Origin of the sequence: Flexistipes sp. (genome assembly GCF_036172515.1) — a bacterium.
Taxonomy (GTDB): Bacteria; Chrysiogenota; Deferribacteres; order Deferribacterales; family Flexistipitaceae; genus Flexistipes.
Map to the genome: position 1 here is coordinate 281,777 of NZ_JAXKVW010000001.1, position 16,112 is coordinate 297,888.

13 protein-coding genes are annotated in these 16,112 nt (G+C 39.3%); 4 read left to right on the forward strand and 9 right to left on the reverse strand.

The window, feature by feature from the left end; genetic code table 11:
- The first annotated feature begins 383 nt into the window (after window positions 1-383).
- Genes feoB through UMU13_RS01265 form a run of 3 tightly spaced genes read left to right on the forward strand, consistent with a single transcriptional unit; the run spans window position 384 to window position 3,014 of the window.
- Window positions 384-2,327, forward strand: coding sequence for a ferrous iron transport protein B (feoB, locus tag UMU13_RS01255; RefSeq protein WP_328216518.1), 1,944 nt, complete (start codon window positions 384-386; stop codon window positions 2,325-2,327).
- Window positions 2,324-2,620, forward strand: a complete 297-nt coding sequence (locus UMU13_RS01260; RefSeq protein ID WP_328216519.1) for a FeoA family protein — start codon at window positions 2,324-2,326, stop codon at window positions 2,618-2,620. Before feoB ends, UMU13_RS01260 begins: the two co-directional genes overlap by 4 nt.
- Window positions 2,592-3,014 carry a SoxR reducing system RseC family protein gene (locus UMU13_RS01265; protein WP_328216520.1) on the forward strand — a complete coding sequence of 141 codons (423 nt, stop codon included), beginning with the start codon at window positions 2,592-2,594 and terminating at the stop codon, window positions 3,012-3,014. Before UMU13_RS01260 ends, UMU13_RS01265 begins: the two co-directional genes overlap by 29 nt.
- A gap of 102 nt (window positions 3,015-3,116) precedes the next feature.
- Here the strand turns inward: UMU13_RS01265 and UMU13_RS01270 are convergent, their stop codons facing one another.
- From UMU13_RS01270 to mtaB, 3 genes are read right to left on the reverse strand one after another with little or no spacing between them, the layout of a single operon-like run.
- A complete protein-coding gene (locus tag UMU13_RS01270; protein ID WP_328216522.1) occupies window positions 3,117-3,995 on the reverse strand; it encodes a phosphoribosylaminoimidazolesuccinocarboxamide synthase in 879 nt (292 codons plus the stop codon).
- A gap of 16 nt (window positions 3,996-4,011) precedes the next feature.
- Complete coding sequence (locus UMU13_RS01275; protein ID WP_328216524.1) at window positions 4,012-5,667, reverse strand: FAD-dependent oxidoreductase; 1,656 nt, start codon at window positions 5,665-5,667, stop codon at window positions 4,012-4,014.
- Window positions 5,657-6,940, reverse strand: a complete 1,284-nt coding sequence (gene mtaB, locus UMU13_RS01280; RefSeq protein WP_328216526.1) for a tRNA (N(6)-L-threonylcarbamoyladenosine(37)-C(2))-methylthiotransferase MtaB — start codon at window positions 6,938-6,940, stop codon at window positions 5,657-5,659. The genes UMU13_RS01275 and mtaB overlap by 11 nt, the downstream gene beginning before the upstream one ends.
- A 214-nt stretch (window positions 6,941-7,154) precedes the next feature.
- Here mtaB and glnD point away from each other — a divergent pair, with 214 nt between their 5' ends.
- Window positions 7,155-9,746 (forward strand): [protein-PII] uridylyltransferase, encoded by a 2,592-nt coding sequence (gene glnD / locus UMU13_RS01285; protein ID WP_328216528.1) that lies wholly within the window; start codon window positions 7,155-7,157, stop codon window positions 9,744-9,746.
- A 1-nt stretch (window position 9,747) separates the two neighbouring features.
- Here glnD and secF read toward each other — a convergent pair whose 3' ends face one another.
- Genes secF through thrC form a run of 6 tightly spaced genes read right to left on the reverse strand, consistent with a single transcriptional unit; the run spans window position 9,748 to window position 16,105 of the window.
- Window positions 9,748-10,665 carry a protein translocase subunit SecF gene (gene secF / locus UMU13_RS01290; RefSeq protein ID WP_328216529.1) on the reverse strand — a complete coding sequence of 306 codons (918 nt, stop codon included), beginning with the start codon at window positions 10,663-10,665 and terminating at the stop codon, window positions 9,748-9,750.
- An 11-nt stretch (window positions 10,666-10,676) separates the two neighbouring features.
- Window positions 10,677-12,221, reverse strand: coding sequence for a protein translocase subunit SecD (secD, locus tag UMU13_RS01295; protein ID WP_328216530.1), 1,545 nt, complete (start codon window positions 12,219-12,221; stop codon window positions 10,677-10,679).
- 2 nt (window positions 12,222-12,223) lie between these two features.
- Window positions 12,224-12,553, reverse strand: a complete 330-nt coding sequence (yajC, locus tag UMU13_RS01300; protein ID WP_328216532.1) for a preprotein translocase subunit YajC — start codon at window positions 12,551-12,553, stop codon at window positions 12,224-12,226.
- Window positions 12,546-13,667: a tRNA guanosine(34) transglycosylase Tgt gene (tgt, locus tag UMU13_RS01305; protein ID WP_328216534.1), complete on the reverse strand. Its 1,122-nt coding sequence runs from the start codon at window positions 13,665-13,667 to the stop codon at window positions 12,546-12,548. The genes yajC and tgt overlap by 8 nt, the downstream gene beginning before the upstream one ends.
- Before the next feature lie 19 nt (window positions 13,668-13,686).
- A complete protein-coding gene (gene queA, locus UMU13_RS01310; protein WP_328216674.1) occupies window positions 13,687-14,733 on the reverse strand; it encodes a tRNA preQ1(34) S-adenosylmethionine ribosyltransferase-isomerase QueA in 1,047 nt (348 codons plus the stop codon).
- The gene (thrC, locus tag UMU13_RS01315) at window positions 14,687-16,105 is read right to left on the reverse strand and encodes a threonine synthase (RefSeq protein ID WP_328216535.1); all 1,419 of its coding nucleotides are present in this window, start codon (window positions 16,103-16,105) and stop codon (window positions 14,687-14,689) included. Before thrC ends, queA begins: the two co-directional genes overlap by 47 nt.
- Window positions 16,106-16,112 lie beyond the last annotated feature (7 nt).

Consider the following 16,112-nt stretch of genomic DNA (forward strand, 5'->3'; position numbering starts at 1 on the left):
GAAGCAATCTCTTTACTTTTCTTGTTTTGAGATTGCCACAACCCTGTTTCCACAGGGTTTCGCAAGGATGCCTATGGCTAGCACCAGTCTTTTAAACTGGTAAATATGTTTAACATTCTATATATTCGCTAGAAACAAATGCTAGACAAAACGAAGTGCGAAATTTGATTTGTTATTAGTAAAACGGTTGATACCTAAACAACATCAAATACTTTTAGCTACCTATAATTCCCCTTATTACGTCTTATGTTTCATCCATGACGCATTAACGCATCACGCACGCATTACTGCTTTTTTGAGGGAGGGATTAAAAATAATATTGACAAATTTGTTAGGAAACTCTAACTTTCTTTTGTGTCAGTAAAAATAGAAAGGGAGAAAAAATGACACATAAAAATAAATATAAAACTCTGCTTGTGGGCAACCCCAATGTGGGCAAGAGTGCCCTCTTTTATCAGCTTACAGGCAAATATGCTTCTGTTTCGAATTATCCCGGAACAACTGTGAGTATAACTTCAGGAAAAATGAGTATCGGTGAACACCATGAAGTTGAGATTATAGACACACCGGGTTTTTACAATATGATGACGATAACCGAAGAGGAAAAGGTCACAAAGCAGATAATTCTGGATGAAAACCCGGATGCTGTTGTCCATGTGGTTGATGCAAAAAATATTGAAAGAATGCTTCCTCTGACATTGCAGCTGATAGAGGCCGGTCTGCCCGTGATACTTGTGTTGAATATGTTTGACGAGCTGAAAAACCGAGGTATGGATATTCAAATTTCCCACCTTGAGCATGATTTGGGGATACCGGTTGTTGAGACTGTGGCAATTAAGGGTCAGGGAGTTAGCAATCTTATTTCACGGATAACAAGTGTTGCAGAAGGACGGCATGCTTATGAGAAGCTGAATGTTAATTACGGTAAAAGCCTGGAAGAAAAAATTTCGGATGTACAGTCACTTATAAAAGGTGATTACTCAATTTCGAAAAGAAGTATAGCGCTTCTGGTTTTACAGAATGACAGAGACACCCTGACATATATTAAGAATGAACCGCAATTTAATGAAATAAGTAAAATTGCTGAAGAAGGGGCGGCTGCAGAAGCAAGCTTATCTGTTTCACATGTTTTGCATAATCTGGCATCATCAATCATAAAAGAGCATATAAAAAAAAGCACAAAGAAGCAGAAAAATTCTTTTCAGGGGTTTGTGGATAAAGTAACGTTTCACCCTATATTCAGCCTTTTTATCGTCGCAATAATTCTTTATTATGGGTTTTATAAGTTTGTCGGTCAATTCGGAGCGGGTTTTCTTGTGGATTTGATTGAGGTCAACATTTTCGAGAATTACATAAACCCTTCCGTAAATAATTTCTTTCGAAGTATCCTGGGTGATACTGTATTTTTTAATCTATTTGCCGGTGAATACGGCATTATTACTTTGGGACTCAGGTACGCAATCGCTATTGTTTTGCCTGTTGTGTCAACGTTTTTCCTGCTTTTCTCTGTTATAGAGGATTCAGGTTATCTTGTAAGATTGTCCATGTCTCTGGACAAAATGTTTAAGAAGATAGGTCTTTCAGGCCGCTCTGTGATCCCCCTTATTCTGGGCTTGGGATGCGGTACAATGGCTACAATTGTTACCAGAACACTGGAGACAAAAAGGGAGCGTTTTGTTGTTACTTTTCTGCTGGCTCTGACCATACCGTGTTCTGCTCAGCTCGGTGTAATACTGGGTATTCTGGGTGTGTCTTTTACAGCTCTGTCTATCTGGTTTTTTACAATACTCATCATTTTTACACTTGCAGGATTTGTTCTCAATAGATACACCAAAGGAGAGCCTGCCACATTTTTTATGGAGATCCCCCCTATAAGATGGCCGAAAATCGGTAATGTTCTGGCAAAAACTTTTAACAGGCTTAAATGGTATGCTTTGGAAGTTATCCCCATTTTTGTTTACGCCAGTATTCTGATTTGGGTGGGTAAAATAACCAAAATTTTCGAACTGCTGACGGGACTACTTGCTTATCCGGCAAACTGGGCAGGACTTCCGGATAAAATGGGCGAAATATTTTTATACGGTTTTTTCAGGAGAGATTTCGGGGCAGCCGGGATGTATGATCTGACTGATGTAATGACATTGAGAGAGCTGGTTGTGGCTACGGTAATCTTGACTCTGTTTGTACCGTGCATTGCACAGTTTTCCGTTATGATCAAGGAGAGGGGGACTAAAACTGCAGTTTTGATATTTTTGGCTGTTGTTCCCTTCGCATTTTTAGTTGGGATAATTCTTAATCAAATTTTATTATTCTGGGGGATGGCGTGAGAAAAAGAATGAGAAAGAGATTAGGGCAATCCAGCTCAGAAACTTCTGCTTATTCCGGCAGAATAAAACTTATTGAAGCTGTGATTGGTGAAAAATATATTGTAGAAGGTATAGATAAAGATGACCCGTCAATATTGCGTAAGCTTTGTTCCATGGGTATATTGCCGGGAGTGGAAGTGATTGTCAGACGCAAACAACCTACTATAATATTCGAGGTGTATCATAGCCGGTTTGCTGTCGATAAGCTGATAGGAGACAAAATTTATGTCAAACAGCTACACTCACATAGCTAAAGTTGTCGAAAAACAGGGAAAAAACTTCATAAAAGTTGAAGTTGTTCCAATGAATGCATGTGCTTCCTGCTCGATTGCAAGCAGCTGCTGCGGTGGTGATGAGCTTTCAAACAAGAAGTACTTTGTGCTTTATAACAGTGTAAATGCGGAAGTTGGTGATGAAGTGGTTATTGCCATTTCTGCCAAAAGTCTTTTTAAATCTGTAATGGTGGTTTATGTTATTCCCATTATACTGCTTCTTGTTGTGGCAGGGATAAGCACAGCGTTTTTTGATAAGGATATTTATACGGCTGTTATCTCTCTTGGGTTTCTCGTATTGTATTTTGTCTTTATTAAAATTTTGATCGGCAGCGGCAGGAATCTGGATGTGAAGGTTGTTAGTAAAAATGCATAGAGATAGTCAAGTGGAGAGATGGATAAGTGGGGTAGTTTGTATATGATCTGAGCCATTTTTAACTCCCCCGCCATCTCAAGCATACTAAAACACAAAACCTCTTTACTTGTTAAAAATGTTTAAAATTTCCATATACTTTTCAGAAGTTTTATTGACAACATCCTGAGGCAGTTCCGGTCCCGGTGCCTTTTTATCCCAATCGAGCGTTTCAAGATAGTTGCGTACAAATTGTTTATCCATGCTGTTTTGCGGTTTACCCACTTCATATTCTCTTTCGTACCAGAATCTGGAAGAATCCGGGGTTAACACCTCATCTATAAGTATAATGTCACCGTTTTTAACACCAAATTCCAACTTTGTATCCGCAATTATAATTCCTTTTTTAAGGGCGAGATCTCTTGCAAATTCATAGATGGATATTGTCAATTCCTTCAGCTTCTCAGCATTATCTTTACCCACTATTTCTATCATTTTATCAAAACTTATATTTTCGTCGTGATCGCCGATTTCCGCTTTTGTTGCAGGAGTGAATATAGGAGGCTCAAGCTTCTGGGATTCTTTGAGATTGCCGGGCAGTTTGATTCCGCAGACTTTTCCGGTTTTCAGATAATCTTTCCATCCGGAGCCTGTTATATAACCTCTGACTACGCATTCCACCGGAAACGGATCGGCTTTCTCCACCAACATGCTTCGTCCGTTTAGAATATCGGAATATTGCCGGCATTCTTCGGGCATTTCATTAACATCTGTGGTTATAAGATGATTTTTAACGATTGATTTTGTCTGCTCAAACCAGAATTTGGAAAGCTGAGTCAAGACATACCCTTTTTGGGGAATCCCCGTGGGAAGTATTACGTCAAACGCCGAAATCCTGTCTGTAGTAACTATTAACAGTTTATCGCCCAAATCGTAGATGTCGCGTACTTTACCCCTTGCTGCAAGATCGAGATCGGTGAATTCTGTTTTTAAAACAATATTCATCTTTTCCTCCGGTTTATCATAACTTTTTAAATCGCTTTAATGCTTCCAGTCCACCCAGTATATTATACGCTTCAAATCCGTAATAACGTAAGATTTTTGCAGCAATATAACCTCTGAAACCCACAGCACAATATACATATATAACTTTTGTTTTGTCCAGATTTTTCAAACCCTCCCTCAAATTTTTAAGAGGGATGTTCTCAGCTTTCTCATGGTGATACTGCCTGTATTCTGCAGGAGTTCTCACATCAAGTATTTCAGTAATGTCTTCTTTATTTTTGTAAGTTGCCAAAAATTTTTGCGGTGATATACCGTATCCGGTTCCTCTTACTTCATTTGAAGCGACATAGCCGGATAAGTTTATTATATCTTTTGCTGCTCCGTGGGGGGGAGAGTAACAGAACTCAAGCTGTTCCAGATCAGTCACTTTAAGACCGGCATAAATCGCCGTTGAGATTATGTCTATTCGCCTTGTTACACCTTCAGTTCCTGAAGCAGATGCCCCTAAAATTTTACCGGAATCTTTGTCAAAAATAAGTTTTAGAAAAATAAATTTTGGGTTCGGGTAATATTCGGCGTGATCACTGTTTTCAACATAAATATAATCAGGGTTGAAGCCGTGCTGTTTTGCCCCTTCATAAGTCAAGCCTGTTCTGGCCACACATGCATTTTCGAAACTTACGACACTTGTACCGATAACACCGCTAAATTTCAGATCTCCGCCGGCCGCATTGCATCCGGCTGTCCTGCCCTCTTTGTTTGCCGGTACTGCCAGAGGAAGAAGGCAGTTTTTACCCGTAATGATATTTTTCTTTTCCACCACATCACCGGCAGCATAAATATCCTGTATTGATGTTTCCATTTTTTCGTTGACTATTATACCACCCAGTGATCCGATTTCTATCCCTGCGGTCGCTGCAAGCTTGGTGTCGGGCTTTACACCTGTGGAGACGATCAAAAGATCTGTTTCAATCTTTGTGCCGTCATCCAGCTTTATTAGCTGCTTATTGTCATTTTTAATACACTCAGTTGCCTTTCTTCCTGAGACAATGTTAATGCCTGAAGTTTTCATTGTTTCAGATATTTTTAAGGCAGTTTCAGGTTCAAAGCCGGGCAGAATATGAGGGAGGGCTTCGATGACAGTTACATCAAGGTTACAGTTTTTTAGTGCTTCGGCTGTTTCCACTCCGATATAACCGCCGCCTATTATGACTGCCTTGTTGGGATTATATGCTTTAATATTTTCAATTATATTATCCATTTGTGTAACTGTACGGAGCATAAAAAAATCCGATTCATTCAAACCTTTTACCGGAGGGATTACTGGTTCAGCGCCGTTTGCCAGAATCAGCCTGTCGTAATCTATATAGTCCGGCTTTCCATGAGAAAGGGTTTTTATTTGCTTTCTGGTGGTGTCTATTTGAACAGCTTCGGTATTTACCAAAACCTTTACATTAAAACGCTGTCCGAAAGATTCCGGTGTATGTAAAAGTAGTTTATCTCTTTGGGGAATTAAACCTCCGAGATGATAAGGGAGACCGCAGTTGGCGTAGGAGATATATTCTCCCTTCTCAATTAATGTAATTTCAGCATTTTCATCGGTACGCCTGGCTTTTGCCGCTGCTGTTGCCCCGGCAGCAACTCCGCCCACAACAACTATTTTATTGGTCATCAATTACCTTCCCCATTAAAGATCCGTCTATATTAATGCCGATAATATGCGCATGAACAAACGTATTTTTTTCAGCATAATTCAACAAATTAACTGTCAAATAACTGTCTGTCAAACCTTTCCCGTCAGATTCAACAAGTACACGTACTTTTTTGCCAAAATATTTTTTTGAATATGAAAATTTCAAATCTTCACTTACATCTCTTAAAAATTTTGCTCTTTCTTTTCTTATTTTTGGGGGTACTACATCTTTCATCCCGGCGGCCTTTGTTCCTTTTCTTTCTGAATAAGGGAAAACATGGATATAGCCGAAATTCATGTGATAAAGATTATAAACAGTGTTATCAAAATCTTCTTTCGTTTCGGAAGGAAAGCCCACTATCACATCGGTTCCGATATTTACATCTTGCAGTCTGCTGCGTATTTTTTTAATAGTCTGGCTAAATTCGCTAACGGTATACTTTCTGTTCATAAGATATAAAATTTTATCTGTTGCGGATTGTATTGGTATGTGAAGATGGCGGCAAATTTTGCGCGGATATTTTTCAAAAAGATTTATGAGTTTATCGTCAATTTCAGTCACCTCGATTGATGATAGCCGGATACGAAAGTCTCCCTGCAGCTGAACCAGCTCTTCAACCAGTTCAGAAAAACTGACATGTGCATCTTTTCCGTAATTGCCTATGTGAATTCCCACAAGCACTACTTCTCTGTAGCCCTCTTTTAGTTTTTCTTCGAATTCGGCTTTTATACTCTTAGGATCTCTGCTTTTTAAGTTTCCTCTGGCAAAAGGGATTATACAGTATGAACAATAAGAGTCACACCCATCCTGTATTTTTATAAATGCTCTGGTTTTGCCGGCTGAGCCTGCTGTACCTTTATTTTTAATTATCGTGTTTTTAGCATTTTCCCCACTGCCTTCGTTACCGATATATTGAAAAAGATCTTCCTTATGTTTATTGGGAACTATTATGTCTGAATCTTCGAGATTGTTTTCAATCTCCGGCAGGCAGCCGGTGGTGACAATGGTAACATCAGGTTGATTCTTCTTAATTTTACGAATTAAGCTGTGGAATTTTTTATCTGCTTTATCGGTTACGGTGCATGAGTTGATAACAACTATATCGGTGTGTTTTAGATCCTCTGATACGGTATACCCTGAATTTAAAGCTTCTTCCTTCAGGTTGTCTATTTCTACTTGATTTACTTTACATCCGAATGTATAAAAGAAAATTCTTTTTGTCATTTTATCGTATTGAACTTTTGTATTCATTGACTATCTTATCTATTATCCCCTGTAGGTTCCACATAAAGAATGGAAAGAGCGCCTTTAAAAGGCGCTTTTTTCTTTTACACCGCAATATATATTAATGTATAAAAAAGTGAAGGTTTTTTTAAAAGGAAACTAAACCGTAACAGTTCATTCCTTTATTGAAAAATTTGGAATAAAAAGATAAAGAAGGTAATTGAGTTCATTTAGGAGAAATATGAAGACTAAGACGATAAATCAGCTGAAGAAGGAATATTGGGACGAATGGAATAAAATCAGGAAAAGCAGGCATAACTACACCAGCTCGTTCGAACTTTTAAACAGTCTTACTGTTATAGCTGACAGGATTGTCAGGGAAATTGCCGATTATTCCGGAGCTCCCAGCCAAAATGTATGCATTGTTGCTCTGGGCGGTTATGCACGTTGTGAGATGGCCCCATATTCGGATATAGATCTCTTAATTCTCCATAAAGGGGAATTAACACCATCGCAGGAGGAATTTCTGCAGACATTTGCCACATCAATGTGGGACCTCAAACTGCTGCCGGGGATACAGATTAAAGAATTAAATGAAATACAGCAGTCAGCGCTGGACGATGAGATAGTAAAAACTTCCTTTATGGATAACAGGCTTGTCATGGGGGATAATAACCTTTACGAAGACTTTAAAAATATACTGAAATTGAAGGTTATCGGCCGGGGAAAAAAAGAATTTTTGATTCTGAAAATCTCTGAAGTAAGGCGCCGCTCAAAAAAATACAGAGATTCCATCTACAGACTTGAGCCCAATATTAAAGAAGGCGGCGGCGGGATTAGAGATTTGAATACAATATACTGGATTACAAAAACGTTATACGGTTCCTCAGATTTGGACTATCTCATAAAACAACGGATAATATCGGTCAAAGATTATGAAAAACTGAGAAAATGTGCCGACTTTCTTTTCAGGGTGAGGTGTGAGCTTCACTATTTCCACGGACGGAAATATGATGTTTTGAACCTTGAATCCCAAAAGGCCGTGGCAAGTGAACTGGGATACAGTGACAGTGCAAATGTACTGGCAGTGGAGCAGTTTCTCAAAGATTATTATATTGCAGCACGTACGATTGCCGATATATCTGAAACCATTTTGGAATCAACAATATCAAAAATTACCCCTAAACATCCGAATGCCGTTACCAAACCGGTCTCTCTTGGGTACGGATTTTATAAGTATAACAGATATCTGAGTGTTGACAGTTCCGAAATATTTAAAAAAGATCCTTTAAAGCTGCTCAAAATTTTTAAAATTGCCACGGAAAAAGGATTGAGATTGTCCGATGCCGCCATGCATCTAATTCGCGAAAATCTGTATTTGATTGATGAAGCATATGTGAAAAAATACGGGAGGTATTTCCTGTATATTATAAGTAATTTTCCCAAGTCAGCCAAAACCGTTAATAAACTGATAAAAACAGGCGTGTTTTTTCAGTTTATTCCGGAATTTAAACACATTGTGTGCAAAGCGCAGTTTGATATGTATCATTATTATACAGTCGATGAGCATACAGTTATCGCTTTAAGGCATATTGATGATCTGGCAAGTACTCTGCCGTTCAGGTATCATGTTTACCAGGAAGTCTTTAAATCTCTGGAAAGGAGGGATCTGCTTGCTCTTGTCATCCTATTGCACGATATCGGTAAGGGGCAGGGTAAAAACCATTCGGAGCTTGGAGCCAAAATGGCTGTTGGTATTTGCAAAAGACTCGGCCTGAATATGGATGAATCGGATGTTGTATCCTCCTTGGTAAGACATCATTTGCTGATGAGTCATATTTCTCAGCGCAGAGACCTTCATGATATTGAAGTCATAAATCATTTTATCAGCTATTTTGATGATGAAGAGGATATAAAACTGCTGTATCTGCTTACTTACGCCGATATGAATGCAGTGGGCGGGCAGGTTTTTAGCGAATGGAAAAACATGCTTCTAACCGAATTGTATGAAAAATCCATTAAAGCTCTTTCAGCAGAGAGTCTCACGGCAGAATTTGATGCAGTTGTTGCCAGGAAGAAGAGAAAAATCTCCGAGCGTTATGAAAACAGAGATTTTGTCAATTATGCCCTGAATTCCATGGATGATGAATATGTTTATTCCAATAAATTGAAACATATTTACCGGCATCTTGGCATGATTTTACAGCTCAGTACGGTTAATAATGTTTTGGTGGTATCTGAAAAAAGGGACGACTTGAAGTGTGTGGAGTTTACTGTATGCACATATGATTTTATCGGTCTGCTAAGAAAGCTTGCCGGTGTATTTTCCCTGTATGATATGAATATTCTGGGAGCCCAGATTTATACCTTTGACAATAATATAGCTATCGATACCATTCAGGTTTCAAATATCAAAGAGCACACCGGAATCATTGATGAAAAATCCAGTAAAATTCAGGAAACGATTAAAAAGGTCATTAACCATGAGCTGGAGATAGAAAAGCTGCTTGAGGAGAAAACAGAGAGTTTTCTTTCAGGCGGTAAAAAGAGTGTAACAAAGCAGGCTGATAAGATTGTTTTCGACAATGATATATCAACCCTTTATACAGTTGTGGACGTTTATACGGAGGATAAAGTGGGGTTGCTGTATAATTTGCTTACCGTTTTTGAAAAGATGCATATTAACGTGGTAAAAGCCAAGATTTCAACGGATGTGGACAGAGTTGTGGATTCCTTTTACATTATAGACAAAAATAAAAACAAGGTAACAAGTGATTCGGAGATCAGCAGAATAAAAACCAGGTTAATGAAAATATTAAAAGAAACCGGGTAATTTACCCGGTTTCTTTATTTTGGCCTTTATATTCTTTATAGAAGAAAACCAGAGAGCTGGCAACACCTATAGATGAATAAGTTCCTATTATAATGCCTATGAGCAGTGCAAATGCAAATCCGTGAATAACCTCTCCTCCGAAAAGATAAAGGGACAGGACGGCCAGAAGGGTTGTAAATGAAGTCAACAATGTTCTGCTCAGTGTCTGGTTAATACTTTTGTTCATAAGTTCTTTTAAGGAGACCTTTTTCCCGCCGGAGGCTTTTATAGTTTCCCTGATTCTGTCAAAAACAACAATTGTGTCGTTAAGGGAATACCCCACAATAGTTAATACAGCGGCAATTATAGGCAGGTTTATCTCCATGCCAGCCAGGCTGAATATACCGAGAGTAATGAGCACATCGTGAAAAAGTGCTATAACGGCGGCCAGGGAATATGTGAACTCAAATCTGAGTGAAATGTAGATAAGAATTCCAATAAGAGCGTATAAAACAGCCATGGTTGCTTTATTTTTAAGCTGTGCTCCCACCTGCGGTCCAACCTGCTCAACCCGGACTATTTTGAAACTTCCTTTTTCAAATGTCTGGGTAAGTGAATTTTGGATACTATCCGAAACCTTCTGAAGATCTTTGCTGGTTTTTTCAACCCTGATCAAAACTTCTTTTTCATTGCCGAAGTTCTGAATAACTACTTCACCTATATCCAGTTTCTCCATTGAAGTTCTTATTTTTGTGAGATCCGGTGCATTGTCAAACCTTGCCTGCACCAGTGTCCCTCCGGCGAAGTCTATACCGTAATTAAATCCTTTTACAAAAATTATTCCAAGACTTGCTATTACGACAACTGCAGATATCAGCAGGAATTTCTTTGAAAAGGATAAAAAATCTATTTTTGTGTTATGCTTAATTACTTCAAACATTTACCACTCCTCTATATACTGATGCTTTTATTGGATTTGCCGGCGTAAACAGTGAGAAAAACTGTTCGTGTAACAAAAATTGCAGTGAAAAGTGACGCCAGAATACCAATGGAAAGTGTAACGGCAAAACCTTTAATGGGGCCTGTCCCGAATTGAAACAGTACTATTGCCGCAATAAAGGTTGTTATATTGGCGTCCATGATTGTGGACATGGCTTTTTCATAACCCGCTTCAAGGGCATTTAGAGGGGTTCTTCCAAAACGCAGCTCTTCCCTTACCCTTTCAAATATCAGCACGTTAGCATCCACCGACATACCAACAATAAGTATCAGACCCGCAATACCCGGCAGTGTCAGAGTGGCACCGAGAAAGTTCATAAATCCCAAAATCAGAATAAAATTTATCAACAGTGCCGCATCGGCCACAAGACCGGAAAGTCTGTAATAAAACAGAACAAAAACAGCAACAAGTATGATGCCTATTAGAGCCGATTTAAACCCTTTGTTAATTGAGATTTTACCAAGAGAAGGCCCCACTGTTCTGTTTTCAAGAATATTAACCGGAGCCGGCAGGCTTCCTGCTCTGAGAACAATAGCCAAATCGGTGGCTTCTTCCATGGTAAAATCACCTGAAATCTGAGCTTCTCCTCCCGGAATACGCTCTCTTATCACCGGAGCCGAATAAACGTTTTTATCAAGAACAATTGCAAATCGTTCTCCTATATTTTGTGCCGTGATTTGATCAAAAAGTTTACTGCCTGCGGAATCAAATTTTATCCAAACATACGGCTGGTTAAACTGGTTTGATATCCTTACTTCAGCATCAACAAGATATTCACCAGTGAGCATAGCATCTTTTTTTACAACGTAGGGTATTTTTTCCACAACCTTACCTGCATCATTCTGAACCTTCTGATAAAGAACCATGTCTCCGAAAGGTATGTTGCCCTGTCTGATATCTTCCTGAGAAACATCTTCATCCACCAGATGAAATTTTAGTTGAGCAGTTTTTCCGATTAAATCGATGGCTCTGTCAGGATTTGTAATGCCCGGAAGCTGCACAATTATATTTTTTTCCCCCTGTCTTTGTATCAGAGGTTCACTGACTCCCAACTCGTCCACCCTGTTTCTAATAACCTGGGCGGCCTGTTCCACGGCATAATCTTTTATCTGCGCCACTTCTTTTGGTTTTAAACCAACACTTATAATCTTTTTCTCTTCGCCGAGCCCTACTTCCTGTAATATCGGATAACTTTGTTGGAGTACCTGCCTCACATCATCAACAGATTTGGCGTTTTCAAGTGCTATATTAATTTTATTGTCAGCACCCTGCTGGATGTAGGTATACTTTATATTTTTAGAGCGCAGCTCTTTACGGAGCTGATTTGTAAGCGTGTCAAGTTTTGCTTCAACGGCTGCGTTGGTTTCCACACCGAGAAGCAGGTGCATTCCCCCCTGCAAATCAAGTCCGAGGTTAATCCGGCTCAGAGGAAAAGTGTAAAAAAGTGCAATTGCGAGAACTATAATTATCGTCGCCCAGCGAGCCTTGTATTTCATATTTACTTCTCCTCCTTGCCCCCGTTGTCCTGATCTGCTTTTGTTGCAACGGCGGTTCTGGATAGGGTTATTTTTACTCCGTTGGCAATTTCCACGAGGAAGGTCTTGTCATCAAGCACCTTGTCGATTTTTCCGTATATTCCGCCTGAAGTTACAATTTCATCCCCGGCCTGCAGGGCTGCAATCATTTCCTGGTGCTTTTTCTGCCTTTTCTGCTGAGGTCTGATCAGTAAAAAATAAAAGATAACAAAAATCAGTATCAAAGGTAAAAAGGCTCCTATAGGATTACCTCCTGCAGGCTGCCCTGCGGCATAAGCTATTGATTCAAACATTGTCTCCTCCTGTTTTCATTTTATTTATCATTTCTGACTTAAATTTAGCGAAACACCCTCTTTTTATAGCATTTCTTGCACCTTTTACAAGAGAAAGATAAAAATTTATATTATGGATAGTATTCAGGCGCAAAGCAAGGATTTCCCCTGCCTTGTACAGATGCCTGAGATAACCTTTTGAAAAATTTCTGCATGTGTAGCAGCTGCATTCGTTATCCAGCGGTTCATCAGAGTATATCCACTGGGCGCGTTTTATATGTAATTTACCACTGCTTGTGAACAGCATTCCGTTTCTGGCGTTTCTTGTGGGCATCACGCAGTCGAACATGTCAATCCCAAATTCAATACCGTTTAAAATATCTTCCGGTGTGCCAACACCCATCAGGTATCTTGGTGCGTTTTCGGGCATAAAATCTGTAGTGTAATCAGTGATCTCATACATATTATCTGTGGCCTCACCTACACTCAATCCGCCTATTGCGTATCCTTTAAAACCTATATTTACAATATTTTCCGCACTTTTTTTGCGTAAATCCCTGTATGTGCCCCCCTGTATAATACCGAAAAGGTTCTGATGTGATTGCAGCGGCACCTTTTTGCATCTTTCCGCCCATTTTGTTGTTAGGTCAACAGATTTTTCAAAATAACTTCTTTCCAGATTATTGTTCACGCATTCATCAAAAGCCATAACAATGTCAGAGCCTATGCTTTTCTGAATTTCCATAGATTTTTCAGGTGACATAAAAAATTTACTGCCGTCCAGGTGTGATTTAAAATAGACCCCTTCCTCAGAGATGTCTCTCAACTCCGAAAGACTGAAAACCTGAAAACCGCCGCTGTCTGTCAGGATATTCCTATCCCATGATATAAAATTGTGAATACCGTTGAAATGCTCCAGTACGTCTGTTCCTGGACGGAGATAGAGGTGATATGTATTTCCTAAAATAATTTCAGCACCGCAGTCCTTAAGTTCATCAGGAGTCAGTGTCTTTACAGAGCCTACAGTTCCCACCGGCATAAAAACAGGGGTTTCAATTGTGCCTGAGTGTGTCTTTATTTTTGCAGCCCGGGCTTTACAGGAGCTATCTTCAGCTTCTATTGTAAAATCAAACAAAAAATTACTCCTGTTTTTATTATTTTATAAACATTGCATCGCCGTAACTGAAAAATCTGTAATTTTCATTGACGGCATGTTTGTAAACGGTCTTCATCTCATCCAAACCGCACAAAGCGCACATTAGTATAAACAAGGTGGATTTAGGAAGATGAAAATTTGTTATCATTCTGTCTACGATATTAAACGAATATCCGGGTTTAATAAAAATGTTCGTGCTAAGTTCGCCATGTTTTACCAGCTGTCCGTTTTTTGAAGCGGACTCCAAAGCCCTTAATGTTGTAGTCCCCACTGCAATGAGATTTTTACCTTCGTTCTTTAAATAGTTGATTCTTTTATAAGTATTTTCCGGGATGTGGAAATACTCTTCATGCATCTGATGATCTTCAATATTTTGTGTCTTAATCGGTCTGAAAGTCCCGATCCCCACGTTGAGTGTTATCTCAAGAACCTCAACACCTTTCTGTTTTATTTTCTGCAACAGATCAGTTGTGAAATGCAGACCGGCGGTTGGTGCAGCAACAGAGCCCGGGTTGGAGGAGTATACTGTCTGGTACCTCTTTTCATCCATTTTTTCGTCCTCCCTTTTAACATAGGGAGGAAGAGGCACATGACCTTTACATTTCATTATCCGGTATATATTGTCGGAAAAAAGGATTCGGCTTCTGCCGGATGTGTCTGTATCAAGGACTTCAGCAGTGAAGTCACCCAGAAAGATTATATCACCTGTTTTAATATTCCCTTTGGTAATCCCTTCACACTCTGTGGGCGATATAACATTTAGTACAAGAATCTCAGTTTTACCGCCTGTTTTTTTTCTTCCCAGCAGCCTTGCCTTCAGTACTTTTGTATTATTGATAACCAGAAAATCGTTTTCGGTTATTTCGGATAAAATATCTTTAAAAATACGGTCTCTTATTCCCCCGCTTTTTCTCTCATAAATCAGAAGGCGGGATTCATCCCTCTTGTCCGAAGGATACTGTGCAATGTTTTTTTCGGGCAGATGAAAATCGAATTTATCAACCGGCGTTTTTATCGCCTTCCTCCAGAATGTTTTTAATAAAATATTTTACTTCATCAGTGTTATTATTAAGAACATATGATTGTTTTTCAAGGTCGTTGAGCTTACAGATGCCTTCTGGTCGTTCGGGGTATTTACCTATTGCTTTGTAAACGGCTTCGGGAAACTTTGCCGGATGAGCAGTAGCAAGACAGACGTAAATACAGTTATCTATGGCCATAAAATTCTCGGCAGCTTTTACTCCGCACGCTGTATGAGGATCAAGTATATATTGTGTGCTATTATAGAAATTTCTAATGGTGCTTAGGGTTTCTTCGTTGGAAGACTCCTGGGACAGGAAAACGTTGCGGATTTTATTAACCTCTTCTTCTGTAAAATGTATTCTTCTTTCATCATTCAGTTCTTTCATTTTTTTATTCAGGGTTTCGGAGTCTTCTTTGTAAAGGTAATATAAATACCTTTCAAGATTACTGGAAAGTTGTATATCCATAGACGGGCTGTACGTCTGTACAACATCTTTGACGCTGTAATCGCCGTGACTGATCATCCTGTGAAGTATGTTGTTTTCATTTGTTGCCAGTACCAGCTTATCGATTGGAAGACCCATCCGGCGGGCGTAAAAACCTGCAAGAATATTTCCAAAATTACCTGTGGGGACAGCGAAACGTAAATTATTGCCACCGTTTGGTTTTTCATCACAAATGCGAAAATATATATAAAAGTAGTAGACTATTTGAGCCAGTATACGCGCCCAGTTAATTGAATTAACGGCACCCAGATTGTATTTGGATTTAAACTCAAGGTCGGAAAAAAGATTTTTTACAATAGCCTGGCAGTCATCAAAAGAGCCCTTTACAGCGATGTTAAAAACGTTTTCACTTTTTACTGTGGTCATCTGAAGTTCCTGCACAGGACTAACTTTTCCGCTGGGATGAAGAATAAAAATATTTATATTGTCTTTGCCTTTAACTCCGTAAATCGCAGCACTGCCCGTATCTCCGCTTGTGGCACCCAGGATATTCATTTTTTCGCTGCGCTCTTTTAAGATATGCTCAAAAAGATTTCCCAGAAACTGCAGAGCAATATCTTTGAAAGCATATGTGGGGCCGTGAAAAAGTTCCGCCACATATATCCCGTCTTTGTGAACCACCGGTACAATTTCTCCGGAATCAAAATTGGTATAGCTTTCTTTAACGATTTCCCAGAGAGTTTTCTCTTCTATATCGTCAGCAAAGAGTTTGAATATTTCAAAAGCGAGGCTCTCGTAACTCTTACATGCACAACTGTGCAGATACCCGATGTCAGCTGCAGGTAAATTTTCAGGAACAAGGAGACCGCCGTCTTCAGCGAGCCCCATCATAACAGCATCTTTAAATGAAATTCCTTCTACACCTCCGCGGGTGCTTTTGTATTTCATTTTATAT

What these genes read in the sequence shown, in the direction of transcription:
- feoB (WP_328216518.1), top strand. Translation starts at nt 384, where the DNA reads ATGACACATAAAAATAAATATAAAACTCTGCTTGTGGGCAACCCCAAT.
- UMU13_RS01265 (WP_328216520.1), top strand. Translation starts at nt 2,592, where the DNA reads ATGTCAAACAGCTACACTCACATAGCTAAAGTTGTCGAAAAACAGGGA.
- UMU13_RS01270 (WP_328216522.1), bottom strand. Translation starts at nt 3,995, where the DNA reads ATGAATATTGTTTTAAAAACAGAATTCACCGATCTCGATCTTGCAGCA.
- UMU13_RS01275 (WP_328216524.1), bottom strand. Translation starts at nt 5,667, where the DNA reads ATGACCAATAAAATAGTTGTTGTGGGCGGAGTTGCTGCCGGGGCAACA.
- mtaB (WP_328216526.1), bottom strand. Translation starts at nt 6,940, where the DNA reads ATGAATACAAAAGTTCAATACGATAAAATGACAAAAAGAATTTTCTTT.
- glnD (WP_328216528.1), top strand. Translation starts at nt 7,155, where the DNA reads ATGAAGACTAAGACGATAAATCAGCTGAAGAAGGAATATTGGGACGAA.
- secF (WP_328216529.1), bottom strand. Translation starts at nt 10,665, where the DNA reads ATGTTTGAAGTAATTAAGCATAACACAAAAATAGATTTTTTATCCTTT.
- secD (WP_328216530.1), bottom strand. Translation starts at nt 12,221, where the DNA reads ATGAAATACAAGGCTCGCTGGGCGACGATAATTATAGTTCTCGCAATT.
- yajC (WP_328216532.1), bottom strand. Translation starts at nt 12,553, where the DNA reads ATGTTTGAATCAATAGCTTATGCCGCAGGGCAGCCTGCAGGAGGTAAT.
- thrC (WP_328216535.1), bottom strand. Translation starts at nt 16,105, where the DNA reads ATGAAATACAAAAGCACCCGCGGAGGTGTAGAAGGAATTTCATTTAAA.